Source organism: Nocardia inohanensis NBRC 100128 (assembly GCF_001612945.1).
Classification (GTDB): Bacteria; Actinomycetota; Actinomycetes; order Mycobacteriales; family Mycobacteriaceae; genus Nocardia; species Nocardia inohanensis.
In genome coordinates, this window is the sequence record NZ_BDBK01000001.1 from 643,398 (window position 1) to 659,949 (window position 16,552).

Sequence of the window (16,552 nt, forward strand, 5' to 3'; positions counted from 1 at the left end):
TGAGATTTCGCACACCGATGCGGGCGGGGTATCGACCCTAGACTGGCTGCCAGTCCGGTCGAGCTTGGGGGCCTCTGAACGGACTTCTCGGTGCGAGTGCCCTCTCTAGGAGTTCGATCCCGTTGAGCAGCGTATTCCGCCGAATTTCGCCCTCCGAACGGCTTTATCTCGCTGCGCGGGAGCTACAGCCGCACTTTCTGATTCAGATGGTCGTCGAAGGGGTGGGTGCGCTCGATCCGCAGCGGTTGCGGGACGCGGTACAGGTCGCCTCGCGGGTGCATCCGGGTGCGCGACTGGTGCGTTCGGGTGCGGACTGGGTGGCGCTGGCGGCGACGCCGCAGGTCCGGGTGCTCCCGAACGCCGTGCTCGATTACGACAATCTGAGCGATGACCCGGTGCTGCACGGTCCGATCGCCCGCCCCGACTACCTGTCGGAAGCGCTGAATTGCGAAGTGCTGCTGCTGCCTTCGGCATCGCCCACGCTGATCTTCCGCGCCTTCCACGGCACGATGGACGCCAAAGGGCTGCAACTGTGGATGGCGGACATCTTCCGCGTCCTGCGCGGCGATGCACCCGAGGGAGCGCCCGATCCGATCTCGGAGCTGGAATTCGGTCTGCGCGTGGGGATCCCGGGCAAACCGACACCGATGCGGTTGAACTATTCCTCCCCGGCCGGGCGTGGTGCGCCGTTGCCGGGCCGTCCCTGGCTGCTGCGGCATCGCACGGTGCCGGTCTCCCGGCCGGCCGTGGTCGCGCGTATCGGTGAAATCATCACCGCGGCAAGTCGATCGACGACCCGCCTGATGTTCCCCGTCGACCTGCGCAGGCACGACCCCGCGGTGCGCTCGACCGCCAACCTGACCTTGCCGCTGCACGTCGACGTCGAACCGGGCGAGACCTGGGAGCAGATCAACGCGCGCCTGCTCGCCGCGCTCATGCGCGGCGACGAACTCAACCAGCTGAACGACCTCACCCTGGCGAAGAGCCCCGCACTGATCCAGAAGGCCGCGCTGCGCTTCATCGAATCCGTCGGCAAGCGCACCGGCCGAAACCTGTACTCGGCCGTCATCTCCCAAGCGGGCAAGGTCGCACTCGCGGAGTTCACCGCCCCCGGCTTCACCCCCACCCGGGTAATCGCGATCCCGGTGCATCTGTCCATCGCACCGCTCAGTTTCGCGATCGTCGAGTCGGAGAACGCCACCGCGATCACGGTGTCCTGCCGCAACGGTGTCGGTGTCGCCGAACGCCTCGGCCAATTGCTCGACACGATCGCGGACGCACTGGCCGCGCCGAATCAGACCGTCGCGACGCACGCGGAGGAAGTCGGCGACGAACTGACACGGTCGAATCCGGCCGGGACCGCGGAAACGAAACCGGTCAGCGGTGCGACCACGGCGTCGAAGCTCGCGGAAGCCGAGGTCGTGGAGCCGGGCAACGCTGCGGGCTCCGCCGTCGGGACGGCGATCGCGGAATCCGGTCTGCTGCAACGGCATCCGGCGACGCTCGTGCAGCTGCTACGGGAACAGGCGGCGGTGCGCCCGGAAGCGGTGGCGATCACCGGGCCGGACGGGACGCTGACCTACGAGCAGCTGGTCGATCGTGCGGCGGGGATCGCGAAGGCATTGCGTGACAACGGTGTTCGCCGCGGCGACATCGTCGGCGTCGTCGCGGGCCGGACGCTGGCGGGGCAGAGCGGGCAGTGGGGCATTCTGGCGGCGGGAGCGGCGTTCTTACCGCTGGATCCGAAGCATCCGCGTGAACGGATCGTGCAGATCCTGCGTGATTCGGGGGTCCGGTTGCGCTTGGTCGAACGGCGGTTCGCCGAGCTGGTCGGGGATGCGGTGCCGGCGCTGGTGCTCGAGGAGTTGCCCGAGCGGGGCGAGATCGTCGATGCGGAGGTCGCGGCCGACGATATCGCCTACGTGATCTACACCTCCGGATCCACCGGGCGGCCCAAGGGCGTGCGGGTCACGCACGACAATGTCATGCACTTCCTGCGGGCGGCCGTGGACTGGTATCAGCTCACTCCGGCGACGCGGTACGGGCACTATCACACGCCCGCAGCGGATTTGGCGTGCATGGCGATGGTGACCCCGATGATCGCGGGCGGCGCGGTGGTGCTGGTGCCGGGCGAGATCAATCACCTCTCGCTGGCGGAGCTGCTCGGCGAGCGCGGCGCGAATACGGTGTTCCTGACCCCGAGTCTCGCGGAAGTGATCGTGCGGCAGGGGATTCCGCAGGTCGGTATGCGGGCCGTCGCGCTCGGCGGCGAACAGGTGAGCCGTGATCTGGCGCGCCGGGTCCACCAATACTTCGGTCCACAGGTGCAGCTGCTCAACAGTTACGGTCCCGCCGAGGTGACCATGGTCTGTGTCTCGCAGGTGCTCACCGAGAGCACACCGGCCGGCGCCTCCTCGGCGCCGATCGGATTTCCCGCGCCCGGCACCACGGTGCATCTGCTCGACGAGTCGAGGCGGCCCGTACCGGACGGTGAGAACGGCGAATTGTATTTGGGCGGACCGCAAGTCGCGGCCGGATACCTGGAGCGGCCGGAGCTGACCGCCGAACGTTTCGTGACGGTCGAGGACGAACGGGTCTACCGCACCGGCGATCTGGTGCGCAGATTGCCCGGCGGCGCACTGGAATTCGTCGGCCGTGTCGACCATCAGGTGAAGATCCGCGGCAACCGCGTGGAACCGGACGAAGTGCGCTGCGTACTGGAAGCACATCCCCAGGTCGCGGCTGCCGCGGTAGTGGGTCGCCGCCGCGAGGATCAGGGCGACTACGTGCTGGACGCCTATCTGGTGCCCGCGACCGGCGCGCCCGAGGGACAGCCCGACGATCGCACCCTGCGCGATTACCTGTCGGACACGCTGCCGGTGTACATGATCCCCGCCGCCTTCCATCGGCGCACCGAACTGCCGCTGACCGACAACGGGAAGATCGACCGTCTCGCGCTCACCGATCCGGGCCCGGCCCGGACGCCGGAAGCCGAGGCGGCCGGGCCCGGCATCGCCGACGACGGCCACGGCGGCGAGGTCAAGGATCGGGTGGCCGAGATCTGGGCCCGGGTGCTGCGTTGCGATGCCGCGGACCTGGTGGCGGACTCCGACTTCTTCGCCCTCGGCGGCGACTCGCTCGCCACCATGGAGATGCTGGCGCAGGTCTCGCGCGAGATCGTCGGCGCGCAGGCGGAACAGCGTTTCGTGGCTCAGCTGGAGGGCCTGTTGCAGCGGCTGACCCTCGACCGGGTGTGCGAAGCCGTGACCGTGGCGCTCGCGGGTGCGGCTCGATGATCTTCATCGGTAGCGGTGCCCTGCTCTGGCGGGCGGTCGATTTCGCCTCCGCCGCAGGCCATCCCGTCGATCTGGTGGTGGTCCCGGCCGGACAGGAGGGTTCGGCCGGTCAGCGGCGGACACCCCTGCTGGCCGCGACCGACGTGAACGCCGAAGCGGATCGATTGGGGCGCGCGTCGACCGACCGGATCGTGTTCTCGATCAACAACCGCGCCATTCCGCGAGAACCCGTGCTGAACAAGGGTTTCCGCATCTACAACATCCACAACGGCCTGCTGCCCTACCATCGCGGACTACCCGAAGCCGCCATCGTCTACGCGATTCTCAACGGCGATAACGGCTATGGCGCGACCCTGCACGAAATCGACGCCGGGATCGACACCGGCCGCATCCTCGACACCGAGCGATTCCCGCTCACCCCGGCCGACGGCTTCCAGGACGTCATGCTGAAGGGCCTGCGCGCCTGCACCCTGCTGTTCGAGCGCAACCTCGCGGCCATCGCCGCCGGTCACGCTACCCCGATGCCCCAATCCGCCGACGGCGGAGGCTATTTCGGCCGCGCGGCACTGATGCGACTGCCTGCCCTTACCGGCCATCCCGAGTTCCGTCGCGCCACCGACCTTGGCATCTTCGCGGCCGTCTATCCGGAACTGGCCGGTGCGGTCCGGGATTCTGAACTAGGGTCGGGTGCGTTCGCCGATCTTGCCGGCGGCGAGCACCGTGTGGAATGAAAGGTTCTCGTGTCCTACCTGCTCTACGATTTTCTGCTCCCCGTGATGGGTCCGTCCGCCGCCGAATACTGGGCAACCGTGTTCGTGATCGGACCGCTGTAGTAGCGGTGCGGTAGCCCTCCAGCTGTGACGCCCGTCATGCTCACCGGGGCGGGCAGTCCAGTCGTGTCCAACTGGCTATGAAGTGGCCTGAAGTGGCAGCCTAGAATCAGGGTGTTCGATTCCGAGCGACCTGATTGGCCCACATGACACAGGAGTTTGCCGTGACTACGCCCGAATCCACCCCCTCGATCGGAACCGCCCGCGTGAAGCGCGGCATGGCCGAGATGCTCAAGGGCGGTGTGATCATGGACGTGGTCACGCCGGAGCAGGCGAAGATCGCGGAAGACGCCGGCGCGGTGGCCGTCATGGCGCTGGAGCGCGTCCCCGCCGATATCCGCGCTCAGGGCGGCGTCTCCCGCATGAGCGACCCGGACATGATCGACGGCATCATCGAGGCGGTCTCCATTCCGGTCATGGCGAAGGCCCGCATCGGCCACTTCGTGGAGGCCCAGGTGCTCCAGTCGCTCGGCGTCGACTACATCGACGAGTCCGAGGTGCTGACCCCCGCCGACTACGCCAACCACATCGACAAGTGGAACTTCACCGTTCCCTTCGTCTGTGGCGCCACCAACCTGGGCGAGGCGCTGCGCCGCATCACCGAGGGCGCGGCCATGATCCGCTCCAAGGGTGAGGCCGGCACCGGCGACGTCTCCAACGCCACCACCCACATGCGCAAGATCCGCTACGAGCTGCGCCGCCTGGCCTCGCTGCCCGAGGACGAGCTGTACGTGGCGGCCAAGGAACTCCAGGCCCCGTACGAGCTGGTGCGCGAGGTCGCCGAGACCGGCAAGCTGCCCGTCGTGTTGTTCACCGCCGGTGGTATCGCCACCCCGGCCGACGCCGCCATGATGATGCAGCTCGGCGCCGAGGGCGTGTTCGTCGGCTCGGGCATCTTCAAGTCCGGCAACCCGGCCCAGCGTGCGGCCGCCATTGTGAAGGCCACCACCTTCTACGACGACCCGGACGTGCTGGCCAAGGTGTCGCGCGGCCTGGGCGAGGCCATGGTCGGCATCAATGTCGACGAGATCCCGCAGCCGCACCGCCTCGCCGAGCGCGGCTGGTAAGCCCCGGGCCCACAGCCTGATTCGAACCGCCGGATGGTCCCGCGAGGATCATCCGGCGGTTTTCGTTTGCCAGGCTCTCGATTTTCGGTGTGCGGCAGGGACTTTCGGCCCTGTCCGTCAAGGGCGGAATACACGAATGCTGGAAGGCGAGTCGGCGTGTCCGCACCACCGGCTACCTGCGCGCATCCGCTCCAGCAAACCCGGCAACATTTCCCGGAATGTAATGCGGCAAATTTACTACCTGCTGATTTCTCGTTAATGTTCGGCGCAACCACCGGTGGGAACAGTCGAAACAAGCGTTCTGGCAAGGAGTCCGCATGCTGGAAATTGACCAGTTCACCTATGGGTGGTTAACCCCGGGCCTGGCCTACATCATGTCCGTCACCGGGTCGTTGCTGGCCCTGCGCTGCATGGTGCGCGCCCGTAGTCAGAACGGGCATCGAGGATGGATCGCCACCGGGGCCATCGCGCTCGGCGGTACCGGGATCTGGGTCATGCATTTCATTGCGATGCTGGGGTTTTCGGTGCACGACGCCACCATCCGGTACAACGTGCCCATCACCGTGCTGTCCGCGATCATCGCCATGGGGGTGGTGTGGCTGGGGCTCTCGATCGTGGTGCATCAGCACGGTGAGGCGTTCGCGCTGATCACCGGCGGGGCGATCACCGGTCTAGGGGTCGGGGCCATGCACTACTCGGGCATGTACGCCATGAAAACCGATGCGTCCGTGCGGTACGACCCCTGGGTGGTGCTGCTCTCCATCGTGATCGCGGTGGTGGCGGCGACCGCGGCGCTCTGGTTCGCACTGCACGTGCAGGGCATTCTCTCCACCATCGGGGCGGCGCTCATCATGGGAATCGCGGTCTGCGGCATGCACTACACGGGCATGTTCGCCATGCGCGCACATGTCGCCGACCACCTGCACAATCCGGCGGGCGCGCAGGCGAACGAACTGCTCACCCCGCTCATCGTCGCGGTCAGCATGGTCACCATGCTCATGCTCTTCCAGGTCGGCATCACCGATGTCGAGGAGCCCGACCTGAGCCGCATTCGCGGCCAGTACGCGAGCCGCTTCTGGCCCAGCCGCGGCGGCGCCGACCGGCGCATCCCGCCCGACGATTTCCCCACCGAGACCTTCGAGGCCCGGCCCCGGCGCTGGTGAACGCTATTTGGTGGCGGTGACGGCGCGGGTGGCGACGATCGGGCTGCCCCACCACATCCGCCACCCCAGCGGGCGGGCGGTGATCTCGCGAGCTCCGGAATCCTTCAGCGTGACAAGATATTCACCGGTCTTGAAGATGTCGGCGATCACGATCCGCCCGCCCGGCCGCAGCACCCGCACGGCCTCCGCGACCGCCGCCGCACGTCTCTTCGCGGTCGGAATATTGTGAATGGCCAGGCTCGACACCACCAGGTCGAAAGTATTGTCGCTGAACGGTAGTCGGGTCATATCGGCGGTATGCAGCTCGACCCGCTCCGCCACCCCTTCGACCACCGCATTGCGGGTGGTGGCGGCGATATCGTTGCCGGACTGGTCGATCGAGCGCCACAAATCGACGCCGTCCACCCGCCCCTGCGGCACGCGCCGCGCCACGGCGATCAGCACCGCCCCGCGCCCGCACCCCAGATCGACCGCCCGTTCGTCCCCGCGCAGTCGCAGCTCGTCCAGGAGTTCCTGCCAGACCGCGAACTTGCCCCGCCGCGAGACGTACAGGCACAGGACGCACTGCGCGCCCAGAACGACACCGGGAATCAGGAACCCCCAGGCGGTCGCCGACCCCGCGGTCGCCGCCATGCCGGCCGCGACCAGAAAAGTCGCCGACACGGCCGCGAAAGTCAGCGCCACCAGCGGCGCGTCGATCCCGTAGGACCCCTTCCGTGCGGCGTCCCGAACCAAGGCCATGCTGAGCCCCCCGTCTCCGGATTCACCTGTGCTCCAGCGTATGCCGGGGGACCGACGAGTGTCAGCGCCACCGGCGCGCCGCCCGGGTGTCGCCCGAGAATCCGCGCGACCCGCCCCGGCGTGCCTACGAGTGCCTCCGCCGACGAACACCGGTTGGCGGTGATACTCGAGCTGCTGAAAGATTTTCGAGAATTCTCGCGGGAGGATGTCGAGAACGTCCGGCCGGCTCCGTCCTAGGGTCGAGAGCACCGGGAGATGGCGCTCGACGACACCGATGAAGGAGCGATCACCATGGAGCAGGCGCGGATCAACGAGATTCTGGAGCGGCCGATCAGCCGGGAGCTGCTGGCCCGGGATCTGACCCGGCTGGCGTATGTGGCCAAGGACGGGACGCCGCGCAGCATTCCGATCGCGTTCACCTGGAACGGGTCGGAGATCGTGCTGTGCACCACCAAGAACGCTCCGAAGCTGCATGCGTTGCGCGAGAATCCGATGGTCGCGCTGACCATCGACACCGAGGTGCATCCGCCGAAGATCCTGCTCATTCGCGGGCGGGCCGAGCTGGATGTGGTCGACGGGATTCCGGCGGAGTACCTCGAGATGAACGGCAGTTATGAGATGAGCGCCGAGCAGCGGGTCGAATGGGAGGCCGAGGTTCGTTCGCTGTACGACGGGATGGTGCGGATCGTCATCACGCCGACCTGGGCCAAGCTGATCGATTTCGAGAACACGCTGCCGTCCGCGGTGGAGGAACTGGTCCGGGAGCGGGCCGAACGGCAGGACGCCTGAGATCGATTCGGCCGTACCCGGTCCAGCACTCCGAGGAGAAGACAATGGCTAAATATCTGCTGCTCAAGCACTATCGCGGTGCGCCGCTGCCCGAGGGCTTCATTCCGATGGACCAGTGGACCCCGGAGGAGGTCACGGCTCATATCCAGTACATGCGGGACTTCGCCACGCGGCTCGAGGCCACCGGTGAGTTCGTCGAACATCAGGCGCTCTCCCCGCAGGGCACCTTCGTGCGCGGGGACGGGGAGGGTCGTCCGCCGGTCACCGACGGGCCGTTCGCGGAGACGAAGGATCTGATCGCCGGGTGGACGGTTATCGACGTCGAATCCTATGAGCGCGCACTGGAATTGGCGGCCGAACTCTCCGCCGCGCCGGGAGCGGGCGGCAAGCCGATCAACGAATGGCTCGAAATCCGGCCGTTCTTCAGCGCGATGCCCACCGTCACCGAGTGAACGAGTCGCTGCTGCGGGAACTCGTCCCCGCGGTGATCGGGATTCTCGTCCGGCGCGGAGCGGACTTCGCGTCGGCCGAGGATGCGGTGCAGGAGGCGCTGATTCGCGCCTTGGAGACCTGGCCGGACGATCCGCCGCGCGACCCCAAGGGCTGGCTGGTGGCGGCCGCTTGGCACAAGTTCCTCGATGCCGCCCGAGCCGAAACCTCGCGGCGCGGAAGGGAACTCGCCGTGGAGGCCGAACCGCTGGCCGATCCGGTGCCGGGCACCGACGACTCGCTCTGGCTCTACTTCCTGTGCGCGCATCCGTCCCTGTCTCCCGGTTCGGCGGTCGCGTTGACTCTGCGGGCGGTCGGCGGCCTGACGACCCGCCAGATCGCCGCCGCCTATCTCGTCCCGGAATCCACCATGGCGCAGCGCATCAGCCGGGCCAAGCGGCGGATCGCCGGTCTGCCGCTCGACCGGCCCGGCGATCCGGCGACCGTGCTGCGCGTCCTCTACCTCGTCTTCAACGAGGGTTACAGCGGTGACATCGACCTGGCGGCCGAAGCGATCCGCCTGACCCGTCAGCTGGCCGCCGCCACCGACGATCCCGAAGCCGCCGGCCTGCTCGCCCTCATGCTGCTGCATCACGCGCGCCGCGCTTCCCGCCTCACCGCCGACGGCCGCCTGGTGCCCCTCGCCGCACAGGACCGATCCCGTTGGGACACCGCGCTCATCGCCGAAGGGGTGACCATTCTGCAAAAGGCCCTGGCCCGCGACCGCTTGGGCGAATATCAAGCCCAAGCCGCGATAGCCGCACTGCACGCCGATGCTCCCGACGCGGCGGAAACCGACTGGGTGCAGATCGTGGAGTGGTACGACGAGCTACTCGCGATCACCGACAGTCAGATAGTGCGACTCAACCGCGCGGTCGCCATCGGCGAGGCCGACGGACCCCGAGCGGGTCTGGCGGAGCTGAACAAGGTCGATCCGGATCTGCCGCGCTACACCGCTGTGCACGCCTACCTGCTCGAACGCGCCGGTGATCTCGCACAGGCCGCCGACCTCTACGCGGCGGCATCCCACGCCGCCACCAGCATTCCCGAGCGCGATCACCTCACCCGTGAGGCGGCGCGGGTGCGGCAGCTCTTGCGTTCTCGATGACTGACCGGATCAAGTCCGGAATGCGTTGTCCCAGTATCGATCCAGGCGGTGACGAGCTTCGGCAATCGGGGGAGCGGCGAGGGTGCCGTCCGCGTTCTCGGTGAGCAGGCCCAGTTCGGTCAGCGTGCGGAGCCCAGCGCGCACCTCGAAGTCGAAGGTGGTGTTCCAGTGCCGGCGGAACCAGGATTCGATCAGCCCGTCCAGGTCAGCGGCGGTCAGTGGATGGGGTGTGGTCCGCAGGAAGTGATAGGCGAGCAGCGCTTCCTTGAATTCGGATTCCTCGGCGGCGTCCAGCAGATGGTGGAACACCCCGGGGCCGTTGTCGAGATTGCGGAAATAGAGATGCTCGGACAGGGTTTTCAACAATTTGATCTTGCGGTTCTTGAATTTGGAGAACTGGCGGATCAGATAGCCGGTGAAAGCGGCGATACCCGCTCCGAGGGTGACCAGGGCGGCTTGATCGAGGCGGACGGACTCGTCACGCAGGCCGAGATAGAAGGCGAGCAGCAGGATCAACAAACCCAGGGAGCCAACCAGTTTGGTGACCAGGACGATGATCCCCGAGACGACCGCGGGTACGCCGATGAGCAGCTTGTCGATGGGCCGCATATGAACTCGCACACTCGGGTACAGCATCTCGAGGTCGTTCTTCGGTACGTTCTGGAACAGTTTCAACAGCACCCTGTCCTTGAACGCCACATACACCAGCACCTTGGAATAGCTGGTGAACTCGATGCTCCGCCGCCGTAAACCGTAGAGCCACTTCACCTGTTCACTGCGCTGAGATACCCCGCGCCGGAAGAACATCACCGTGTCGATCTCGTCGTCCTCGACCTCCAGCCGCACCTTCACCAGCGCGTCTTCGGCGAAAGCACTCGCGATCTCCGCCGCGTCGATCCGAACGAAGTCGGCCTCCTCCGCCAGCGCCACCAACTCGTCCTCCACCACCCGCCGCGCCGCCGCCTTGTCTCCGGCGCTCACGACCCCGACCGACCGCACATCCTGCGCCGGATCGACCACCTGATAGGCGTCCAGCACCGCATCCCCCCGCCGATGAAACCGGTAGTGCGCCACCGCCCCCAGCAACCCCGCGAACGCGGCGAACCCCGCCCGCTCCGCCGCCGGAAGCTCCCCGGCGCACAACGAGATCACCGAGCTCTTGCGGAACGGAAGGAAGTGCTCGACAGCCATCGGGACATGCGATCATGAAACCCCCTCCGCGGCAATGGGTACGGCGCGCGTCAATTCACCGGAACCACATGATGCCGAATGGTGTCGTCCACCGGATTCCGCTCCGCGGCAGCCGAATCCGCCGGTTCGATCCCGTCGAAGATGGCATCGAGAATATCGGCCCGATCCAGCGTGGCCGGGACGATGCACGCGGCCCGCGCACTCAGCATCACCGCGTGCAACACCGTCGCGTAGACCCGCGAACGCGGGACGGTCAGTCGCCAGCCGTGCTGTTCGCGTTCCCGCAACCGGCTCTCGACGATGTCGATGACATCCTGGATGACTTGCAGCTCTATGTCGTCTCGGCTATCGGTGGGCATGCAACCAGCACACCAGCCGATCCCCGCACAGCGCGCGCAAAACTGAAGCTTCAGATCCAAGACCACCAGCTGGTATCACGTGTTCGGAGGACTGTTCAACGACACGTTGGTTCAAGAGCAGCTACAGCGAAAGCAGCGGCGCATGCGTGGAGGTCGCGTGGCTCGGGGGAGGGGAGGTGGGCGTTCGTGATTCGAAGAATCCGACGGGGCCGGCGCTTACCTTCCAACCCGGTGAGTGGGATGCCTTCGTTTCGAGTCTATGAGTAGTCGCGGAAGGTCATGACGAAACCGATCAGGGCGATGGCGAAGAGGGCGATGAACAGCACGATGCGCAACCACGTCACCGACAGGTCCCGGACCCAGAGTCCGGAGATCATGACGAAGAGCAGCATCAGTACGCCGTAGAAGGGCGTGCGCTTCGGGTGGCGGCCCATAAGCCCTGGATACGCGCTATCGGGGGAGTGCGCCACCCGCGCGGGTCACTGCGGTTTGCGGGCCAGGACCGCGAACATGGTTACCGAGAAGTGGTAGTCGCCGGCGGTCATGCCTGCTTCGAGATCGGCCAGTAGCCGGTCGCGTTGCGCCTCGGTGATCGCTCCCGTGGCGACCGCTTTCTCGGCTCCGATGGGCATCATGGCGCGGATGCCCTCGGGCTCCCATACCACCGCGTCCGCGGCGACCTGGTCGACGGCGAGACCGGCGGCGGTGAGCCAGCCGCGCAGCATGCGGCCCGAATGCGGGTGGATGGCGCGGCTCAGGGAGGTCGCGGTCATGGCCGCCACCACTTCGGGGTCGCCGGGGTGAATGATCGTGGTGGACCAATCGCTGTCGACGACCACGGCTCGCCCGCCCGGGCGCAGCACGCGCGCGATTTCGGCGCTGGCCCGATCGGGATGGTCGAGGTGCTGGTAGACGCGCTCGCACCGGACCACATCGAAACTGGCGTCGTCGAAGGGCAGCGCATAGGCATTGCCCGCTACGAAGCGCGCTGTAATCCCGGCCGCCGCAGCGCGTTCCCGTGCCACGGTCAGCATTCCCGGATTCGGGTCGACGCCCACCGCGTCACCGTCCGGTCCGGTCAGCCGCGCCAGCGCGAGCACCTCCGATCCGGTGCCGGAACCGATATCGAGCGCGCTGTCGCCCGGCTGCACGGCGAGCGCGTCCAGAGTCCATTGCCGGAGCCGCCGCACGCCGGGTAGCGCGGCCTGGGAATCGAGAATCCCGACGAGCAGTTCGCGCTGCCCGGCGTCGTCGACCTGGTCGGAGTGGAACGAGGGGCCCAGCCTGTTCTCGGTCATGTCCTCCGTTGTACTCGCGCCGGGCCCGGTGGTGGCGGTCAGGTCGCCCACGCGGTGGCGGCGGTGCCGGTGGTGAGGAAGTTGAAATACAGGTTCAGGGAGTTGTCGATGCGGATCGAGCGCAGCGAGGTGATGCCCAGCTCCCGTGCCCAGTCGATGACGAGGTACGCCACCGGAGAGCCGTTGGGGGAGCCCAGGAACGCATAGTAGGCATTGCTGCCGACCAGATAGTCCTGCGGCTGCACGCTCCCGTCCTGGTCCGGGTTGATGAGCCGCAGATAGTCGTAAATCGGCTGGGTCAGTTCGGAATACGCCTGCTGCTGGCGCAGGCAGCCCAACGGCGGCAACGGGTTGTTCTGCGTCCCGGCGCCCCGGTAGTACTGGAGGAAATACACATCCGAGGGCTTGAGTTCCTCTGCGTCGTCATCTTTTTGGAGCTGCCAGGACAGGATGCGGTGACGGCTGGGCTGGGGGGTGTTCTCGTAATAGGACTCGCCGTCGGTGGCGCGTTTCCAGGTGGTCTTCAACGCCCAGGTGGCGTAGCCGTCCGGATCCTCATGCTTGACCCGGTCGGTGCGGTACTTGGTTTCGAACAACCCCAGCAGCTCGTCCAGGCGTTTCTCCTTGGCCCGCGCCTGCTCGGCATCGGGTGTCGCGCTGAGCGCCAGCGATATTCGCTGTGCCCGCCGGATCCCGTCCGCCCGGCGCGCCATGAATGCCTTCTCCCAGCCCGGAGCCTGCGCGATCACATCTTCGCGCTGGCCGAACGCCACCGTGTCCTCGGTCGTATCCGGCTGCCCCGGATCCCCTTCCGGTTCTTCCATTTTCGGCGCGTCTTCCGCTGTGGTCACCCGAATCACCGTCCTTCACGGCGCGCCCCCGGCTCCAGCGCCGACGGCGTCGCGTTCAGTGTGCGCCGTACGCCCGCAGCGGCCCGCGAATCCCGCGGACCTGGCATCAAAGGTCAGTGATCGCCCGGCTCGACCCGGAGTGCGGGCCGGTCGGGATGGTCCCAGGCGACCACGAAATCGGATTCTTCGGCAGCGCCGGCTTCGTGCTCGCGCAGCGCGGCGAGCGTGAACCACTCCTGCTCGGGCGTCTTGCGGCGCAACGCGGCCGCCGACATGCGCAGCGCGACAGTGAGATCGAACTTCAGCCCGCGCCCCGACAGCATCGGTCCGGCCACGAAGAGCACCGTGTGCGCGGGCATCTGCCGCACCTTGGCCCGCGCCGACCGGTCCGCCCGCTCGTCCCATAACGCGGGCAGCCATCGCCCCCGCTCCCTGATCGCCCGCACCACTTCACGATCCACCGCCCCGTAATCGAACCACGCACTCCGATAGGACATCTCGTCATCGCGCCCGAACTCGTACCGCAGCGAGGCCGGCCGCACGAAGTCGTGCAGATCCACCACTCCCGCAGTCCAGCCGTACTCCACCCCGCGCTCGGCGATCATGCGCGCCAGCGCGACCGGCTCGGCCGCATCCGCGCCGTCCACCGCCACCACGCGGGGCCCCGGCGCGACGAACGCCCGCCGCGCGATCCGATCGGCGAGCGCCTGCGGGGTGAGGGCGATGAACTCCGGCACCGCACCATCTTGCCCGGCACCGTTCGCGTGCCGGAGCGCAGCGGGTTGTTAGCCTGAGCCAGACAATCCGGGAAGGGATGTGCATGGCGACCATCGAAGAGGCCCTCGAGATAGAGCGCATCGAGCGTGACATCTTCCGTGGCGCGTCCACCAAGACGCAGCTGCCGCGGACCTTCGGCGGTCAGGTGGCCGGGCAGTCGCTGGTGGCGGCGGTGCGGACGGTGGATGCGCGGTATCAGGTGCATTCGCTGCACGGGTACTTCCTGCGGCCCGGCAACCCCAAGGAGCCCACCGTCTACCTGGTGGACCGGATCCGGGACGGGCGGTCGTTCTGCACACGGCGGGTGACCGGGGTGCAGAACGGAGAGGCCATCTTCACCATGTCGGCCTCGTTCCACGTGGGGGACGAGGGGCCCGAGCATCAGGACGAGATGCCGGTGGTGCCCGCGCCGCAGGAACTGCCGGACGCCCGCACCAGCATGAGCCCGGAACGGCTGTGGGCCATGCGGGAATGGGAGCACTGGGATATCCGGACCGTCCCGCAGGAGCAGGTCGGGCGGCGGGACGGGCTGGCCGCGCAGCAGCAGGTGTGGTTCAAATACCGGCACGAGCTGCCCAACGATCCGCTGTTCCATGTGTGCACGCTCGCCTACATGAGCGATATGACGCTGCTGGGTTCCTCGAAGGTGATCCACCCGGACGAGCCGACCCAGAACGCCTCCCTCGATCACGCCATGTGGTTCCTGCGTCCGTTCCGCGCCGACGACTGGCTGCTCTATGACCAGCAGTCGCCCTCGGCGGGGCTGGGCCGGGCGCTGACCGCCGGGCGCATCTGGAATCAGCAGGGCGAACTGGTGGCGGTTGTCGTGCAGGAGGGCCTGATTCGCAATCTGCGTGATCCGGGCGAGTCGTTCCCGCCCGGCACCGCGTAGTTCAGGCGGTCTGCACGCGCAGGTGACAGACCACCGTGTCGGGCAGTTTGCGCAGCACCCGCTCCAACTCGTCACTGCGATGGCTGGGCAGCACATGGTTCCAGCCCGCGGGCGGCTCCACTTCGGCGACGACCACCACCTTGCGGCGGCCCGGGAAGTTGTCGCGCACATAGCGGGCGACCGGTCCGCCGACGGTGGCGTCGCCGTCCTCGAGCATGATCAGCCGCACGCCGGGATGCCAGGCTTCCCACTCCTTGGTGAATACGCGCATGTTCTCCTCGGGCAGGCAGACGTGTACGGCGATCACATCGCTGCCCAGGGACATAGCCGCCGACAAGGCTTCCCGGCTCAGCTCCGATACCTCCGACACCGGCACCACGATGGCGGTTTCGGTAGCGCGCGGTGACGCGGGCAGGCAGCCCGCCCCCCGGCAGCCGTCGATTCTGCTGTAGGTCTTGCGGATTCGCTCCATGCCCACCACCAGCAGCGGCAGTACCAGCACGATCAGCCACGCGCCCTCGGTGAACTTCATGGCGGTGGTGACCACGGCCGCCACGAAGGTGAGCAGCGCGCCGAAACCGTTGAGCGCCAACCGCCATCGCCAACCGGGCCGGCGCGTCGCCGGCCAATGCCGGACCATGCCGACCTGGGCGATGGTGAAGCCCACGAACACACCGATCGCGAACAACGGCACCAGGGCGTTCATATTGCCCTCGGAAGCGATCAACAGCACCGCCGCCGAAATGCCCAGGGCGAGCACGCCGAACCGGTACACCTGCCGGGGCGAGCTGACCGCGAACCGGTGCGGCAGGCAATTGTCATCGGCCAGGATCTTGGTCAGCGTTGGCAGCCCGCCATAGGAAGTGTTGGCTGCCAAGGCGAGCAGAATCACCGTCGCGAATTGCACGATGTAGTAACCGATTCCGTGTCCCAGCGCCGCCTCGGTGAGCTGCGACAGCACGGTGGTGCCCGCGATCGGATGGATCTCGAACTTTTCGATCAGCGTTGCCAGCCCGAGCAGCATGACGCCCAGCAGCACGCCCAGCGCCACCTCCGCCCGCTGCGCCCGCCGTACCCTGGGCTGCGCGAAGCTCGGTACCGCGTTCGCGATCGCCTCCACCCCGGTCAGTGCCGCGCACCCGGACGAGAAAGCCTTGAGCAGCAACAGAATTCCGATGGTGTGCGCATCGGTCACCACCGCCGCCCCGGTCGATACGCTCGCTGGTTCCGATCGCAGCAGCCCGCCGATGATCACCGCGCAGATGCCGAGCACGAACACCACCGTCGGCGCCATGAACGCCCGCGCGCTCTCCCGAATCCCGTACAGGTTCAAAGCGGTGACACCCACCAGAATCGCCAGGCAGATCCACACCGTGTACGGCAGCAGCCCGGGGAACGCGGAGGTCAGCGCCGCCACTCCCGCCGCGATCGACACCGCCACATTGAGCACGTAATCCACGATCAGCGACGCCGCGGCAACCAGACTCGTCCGATGCCCGAGCCGCTCCTTCGCCACCGCGTACGCCCCGCCCCCGTCCGGGAACGCCGCGATCACCTGCCGATACGAGGCGATGAGCACCGCCAGCAGCACCACGATGGCCGCCGTCACCGGCAGCGTGAACCCCAGCCCGGCCGTCCCGGCCGCGGCCAGCACCAGCACGATGGCCTCGGGACCATAGGAAACCGATGCCATGGCATCGA

Annotated in this window: 17 protein-coding genes; 9 read left to right on the plus strand and 8 right to left on the minus strand. The window is 67.3% G+C overall.

Features of this window, described 5'->3' with window-relative positions; translation table 11 throughout:
• Positions 1-122: 122 nt before the first annotated feature.
• From NI1_RS03125 to NI1_RS03140, 4 genes are all read left to right on the plus strand, one after another.
• Positions 123-3,296, plus strand: a complete 3,174-nt coding sequence (locus NI1_RS03125) for a non-ribosomal peptide synthetase (RefSeq protein WP_157534926.1) — start codon at positions 123-125, stop codon at positions 3,294-3,296.
• Positions 3,293-4,027 carry a formyltransferase family protein gene (locus NI1_RS03130; RefSeq protein WP_067813825.1) on the plus strand — a complete coding sequence of 245 codons (735 nt, stop codon included), beginning with the start codon at positions 3,293-3,295 and terminating at the stop codon, positions 4,025-4,027. Before NI1_RS03125 ends, NI1_RS03130 begins: the two co-directional genes overlap by 4 nt.
• Before the next feature lie 263 nt (positions 4,028-4,290).
• Positions 4,291-5,193 carry a pyridoxal 5'-phosphate synthase lyase subunit PdxS gene (gene pdxS, locus NI1_RS03135; RefSeq protein ID WP_305781587.1) on the plus strand — a complete coding sequence of 301 codons (903 nt, stop codon included), beginning with the start codon at positions 4,291-4,293 and terminating at the stop codon, positions 5,191-5,193.
• 317 nt (positions 5,194-5,510) lie between these two features.
• The gene (locus tag NI1_RS03140; RefSeq protein WP_084522498.1) at positions 5,511-6,356 is read left to right on the plus strand and encodes an MHYT domain-containing protein; all 846 of its coding nucleotides are present in this window, start codon (positions 5,511-5,513) and stop codon (positions 6,354-6,356) included.
• 3 nt (positions 6,357-6,359) lie between these two features.
• On the opposite strand, the gene NI1_RS03145 is transcribed toward NI1_RS03140, so the two are convergent.
• Entirely contained in the window at positions 6,360-7,097 is a 738-nt protein-coding gene (locus NI1_RS03145) for a class I SAM-dependent methyltransferase (protein WP_067813829.1), read from the minus strand.
• A gap of 255 nt (positions 7,098-7,352) precedes the next feature.
• On the opposite strand from NI1_RS03145, the gene NI1_RS03150 reads away from it, so the two are divergent.
• Genes NI1_RS03150 through NI1_RS03160 form a run of 3 tightly spaced genes read left to right on the plus strand, consistent with a single transcriptional unit; the run spans position 7,353 to position 9,483 of the window.
• Positions 7,353-7,886, plus strand: coding sequence for a pyridoxamine 5'-phosphate oxidase family protein (locus tag NI1_RS03150; protein WP_245663041.1), 534 nt, complete (start codon positions 7,353-7,355; stop codon positions 7,884-7,886).
• A 44-nt stretch (positions 7,887-7,930) separates the two neighbouring features.
• A complete protein-coding gene (locus tag NI1_RS03155; RefSeq protein ID WP_067813830.1) occupies positions 7,931-8,338 on the plus strand; it encodes a YciI family protein in 408 nt (135 codons plus the stop codon).
• Positions 8,335-9,483: an RNA polymerase sigma factor gene (locus tag NI1_RS03160; RefSeq protein ID WP_067813832.1), complete on the plus strand. Its 1,149-nt coding sequence runs from the start codon at positions 8,335-8,337 to the stop codon at positions 9,481-9,483. Before NI1_RS03155 ends, NI1_RS03160 begins: the two co-directional genes overlap by 4 nt.
• A 9-nt stretch (positions 9,484-9,492) precedes the next feature.
• Here NI1_RS03160 and NI1_RS39775 read toward each other — a convergent pair whose 3' ends face one another.
• Together NI1_RS39775 and NI1_RS03170 are read right to left on the minus strand one after the other, a co-directional pair.
• Positions 9,493-10,674 carry a TMEM143 family protein gene (locus tag NI1_RS39775; protein ID WP_067813834.1) on the minus strand — a complete coding sequence of 394 codons (1,182 nt, stop codon included), beginning with the start codon at positions 10,672-10,674 and terminating at the stop codon, positions 9,493-9,495.
• A 50-nt stretch (positions 10,675-10,724) separates the two neighbouring features.
• The gene (locus NI1_RS03170; RefSeq protein ID WP_067813836.1) at positions 10,725-11,033 is read right to left on the minus strand and encodes a hypothetical protein; all 309 of its coding nucleotides are present in this window, start codon (positions 11,031-11,033) and stop codon (positions 10,725-10,727) included.
• A gap of 74 nt (positions 11,034-11,107) precedes the next feature.
• Between NI1_RS03170 and NI1_RS36930 the strand changes: the two genes are divergently transcribed.
• The gene (locus tag NI1_RS36930) at positions 11,108-11,296 is read left to right on the plus strand and encodes a DUF397 domain-containing protein (RefSeq protein WP_084522499.1); all 189 of its coding nucleotides are present in this window, start codon (positions 11,108-11,110) and stop codon (positions 11,294-11,296) included.
• Here the strand turns inward: NI1_RS36930 and NI1_RS38415 are convergent.
• The 4 genes from NI1_RS38415 to NI1_RS03185 form a co-directional block, all read right to left on the minus strand.
• Positions 11,291-11,467 carry a hypothetical protein gene (locus NI1_RS38415; RefSeq protein WP_169815530.1) on the minus strand — a complete coding sequence of 59 codons (177 nt, stop codon included), beginning with the start codon at positions 11,465-11,467 and terminating at the stop codon, positions 11,291-11,293. The two genes, NI1_RS36930 and NI1_RS38415, sit on opposite strands and share 6 nt — an antisense overlap.
• Before the next feature lie 45 nt (positions 11,468-11,512).
• Positions 11,513-12,331: a methyltransferase domain-containing protein gene (locus NI1_RS03175; RefSeq protein ID WP_067815186.1), complete on the minus strand. Its 819-nt coding sequence runs from the start codon at positions 12,329-12,331 to the stop codon at positions 11,513-11,515.
• A 38-nt stretch (positions 12,332-12,369) separates the two neighbouring features.
• The gene (locus NI1_RS03180) at positions 12,370-13,182 is read right to left on the minus strand and encodes a hypothetical protein (RefSeq protein WP_157534927.1); all 813 of its coding nucleotides are present in this window, start codon (positions 13,180-13,182) and stop codon (positions 12,370-12,372) included.
• A 113-nt stretch (positions 13,183-13,295) separates the two neighbouring features.
• Complete coding sequence (locus NI1_RS03185; RefSeq protein WP_067813840.1) at positions 13,296-13,919, minus strand: nucleoside/nucleotide kinase family protein; 624 nt, start codon at positions 13,917-13,919, stop codon at positions 13,296-13,298.
• A gap of 83 nt (positions 13,920-14,002) precedes the next feature.
• Between NI1_RS03185 and NI1_RS03190 the strand changes: the two genes are divergently transcribed.
• Positions 14,003-14,851, plus strand: coding sequence for an acyl-CoA thioesterase (locus tag NI1_RS03190; RefSeq protein ID WP_067815189.1), 849 nt, complete (start codon positions 14,003-14,005; stop codon positions 14,849-14,851).
• 1 nt (position 14,852) lies between these two features.
• On the opposite strand, the gene NI1_RS03195 is transcribed toward NI1_RS03190, so the two are convergent.
• Positions 14,853-16,544: an APC family permease gene (locus NI1_RS03195; protein WP_157534972.1), complete on the minus strand. Its 1,692-nt coding sequence runs from the start codon at positions 16,542-16,544 to the stop codon at positions 14,853-14,855.
• Positions 16,545-16,552 lie beyond the last annotated feature (8 nt).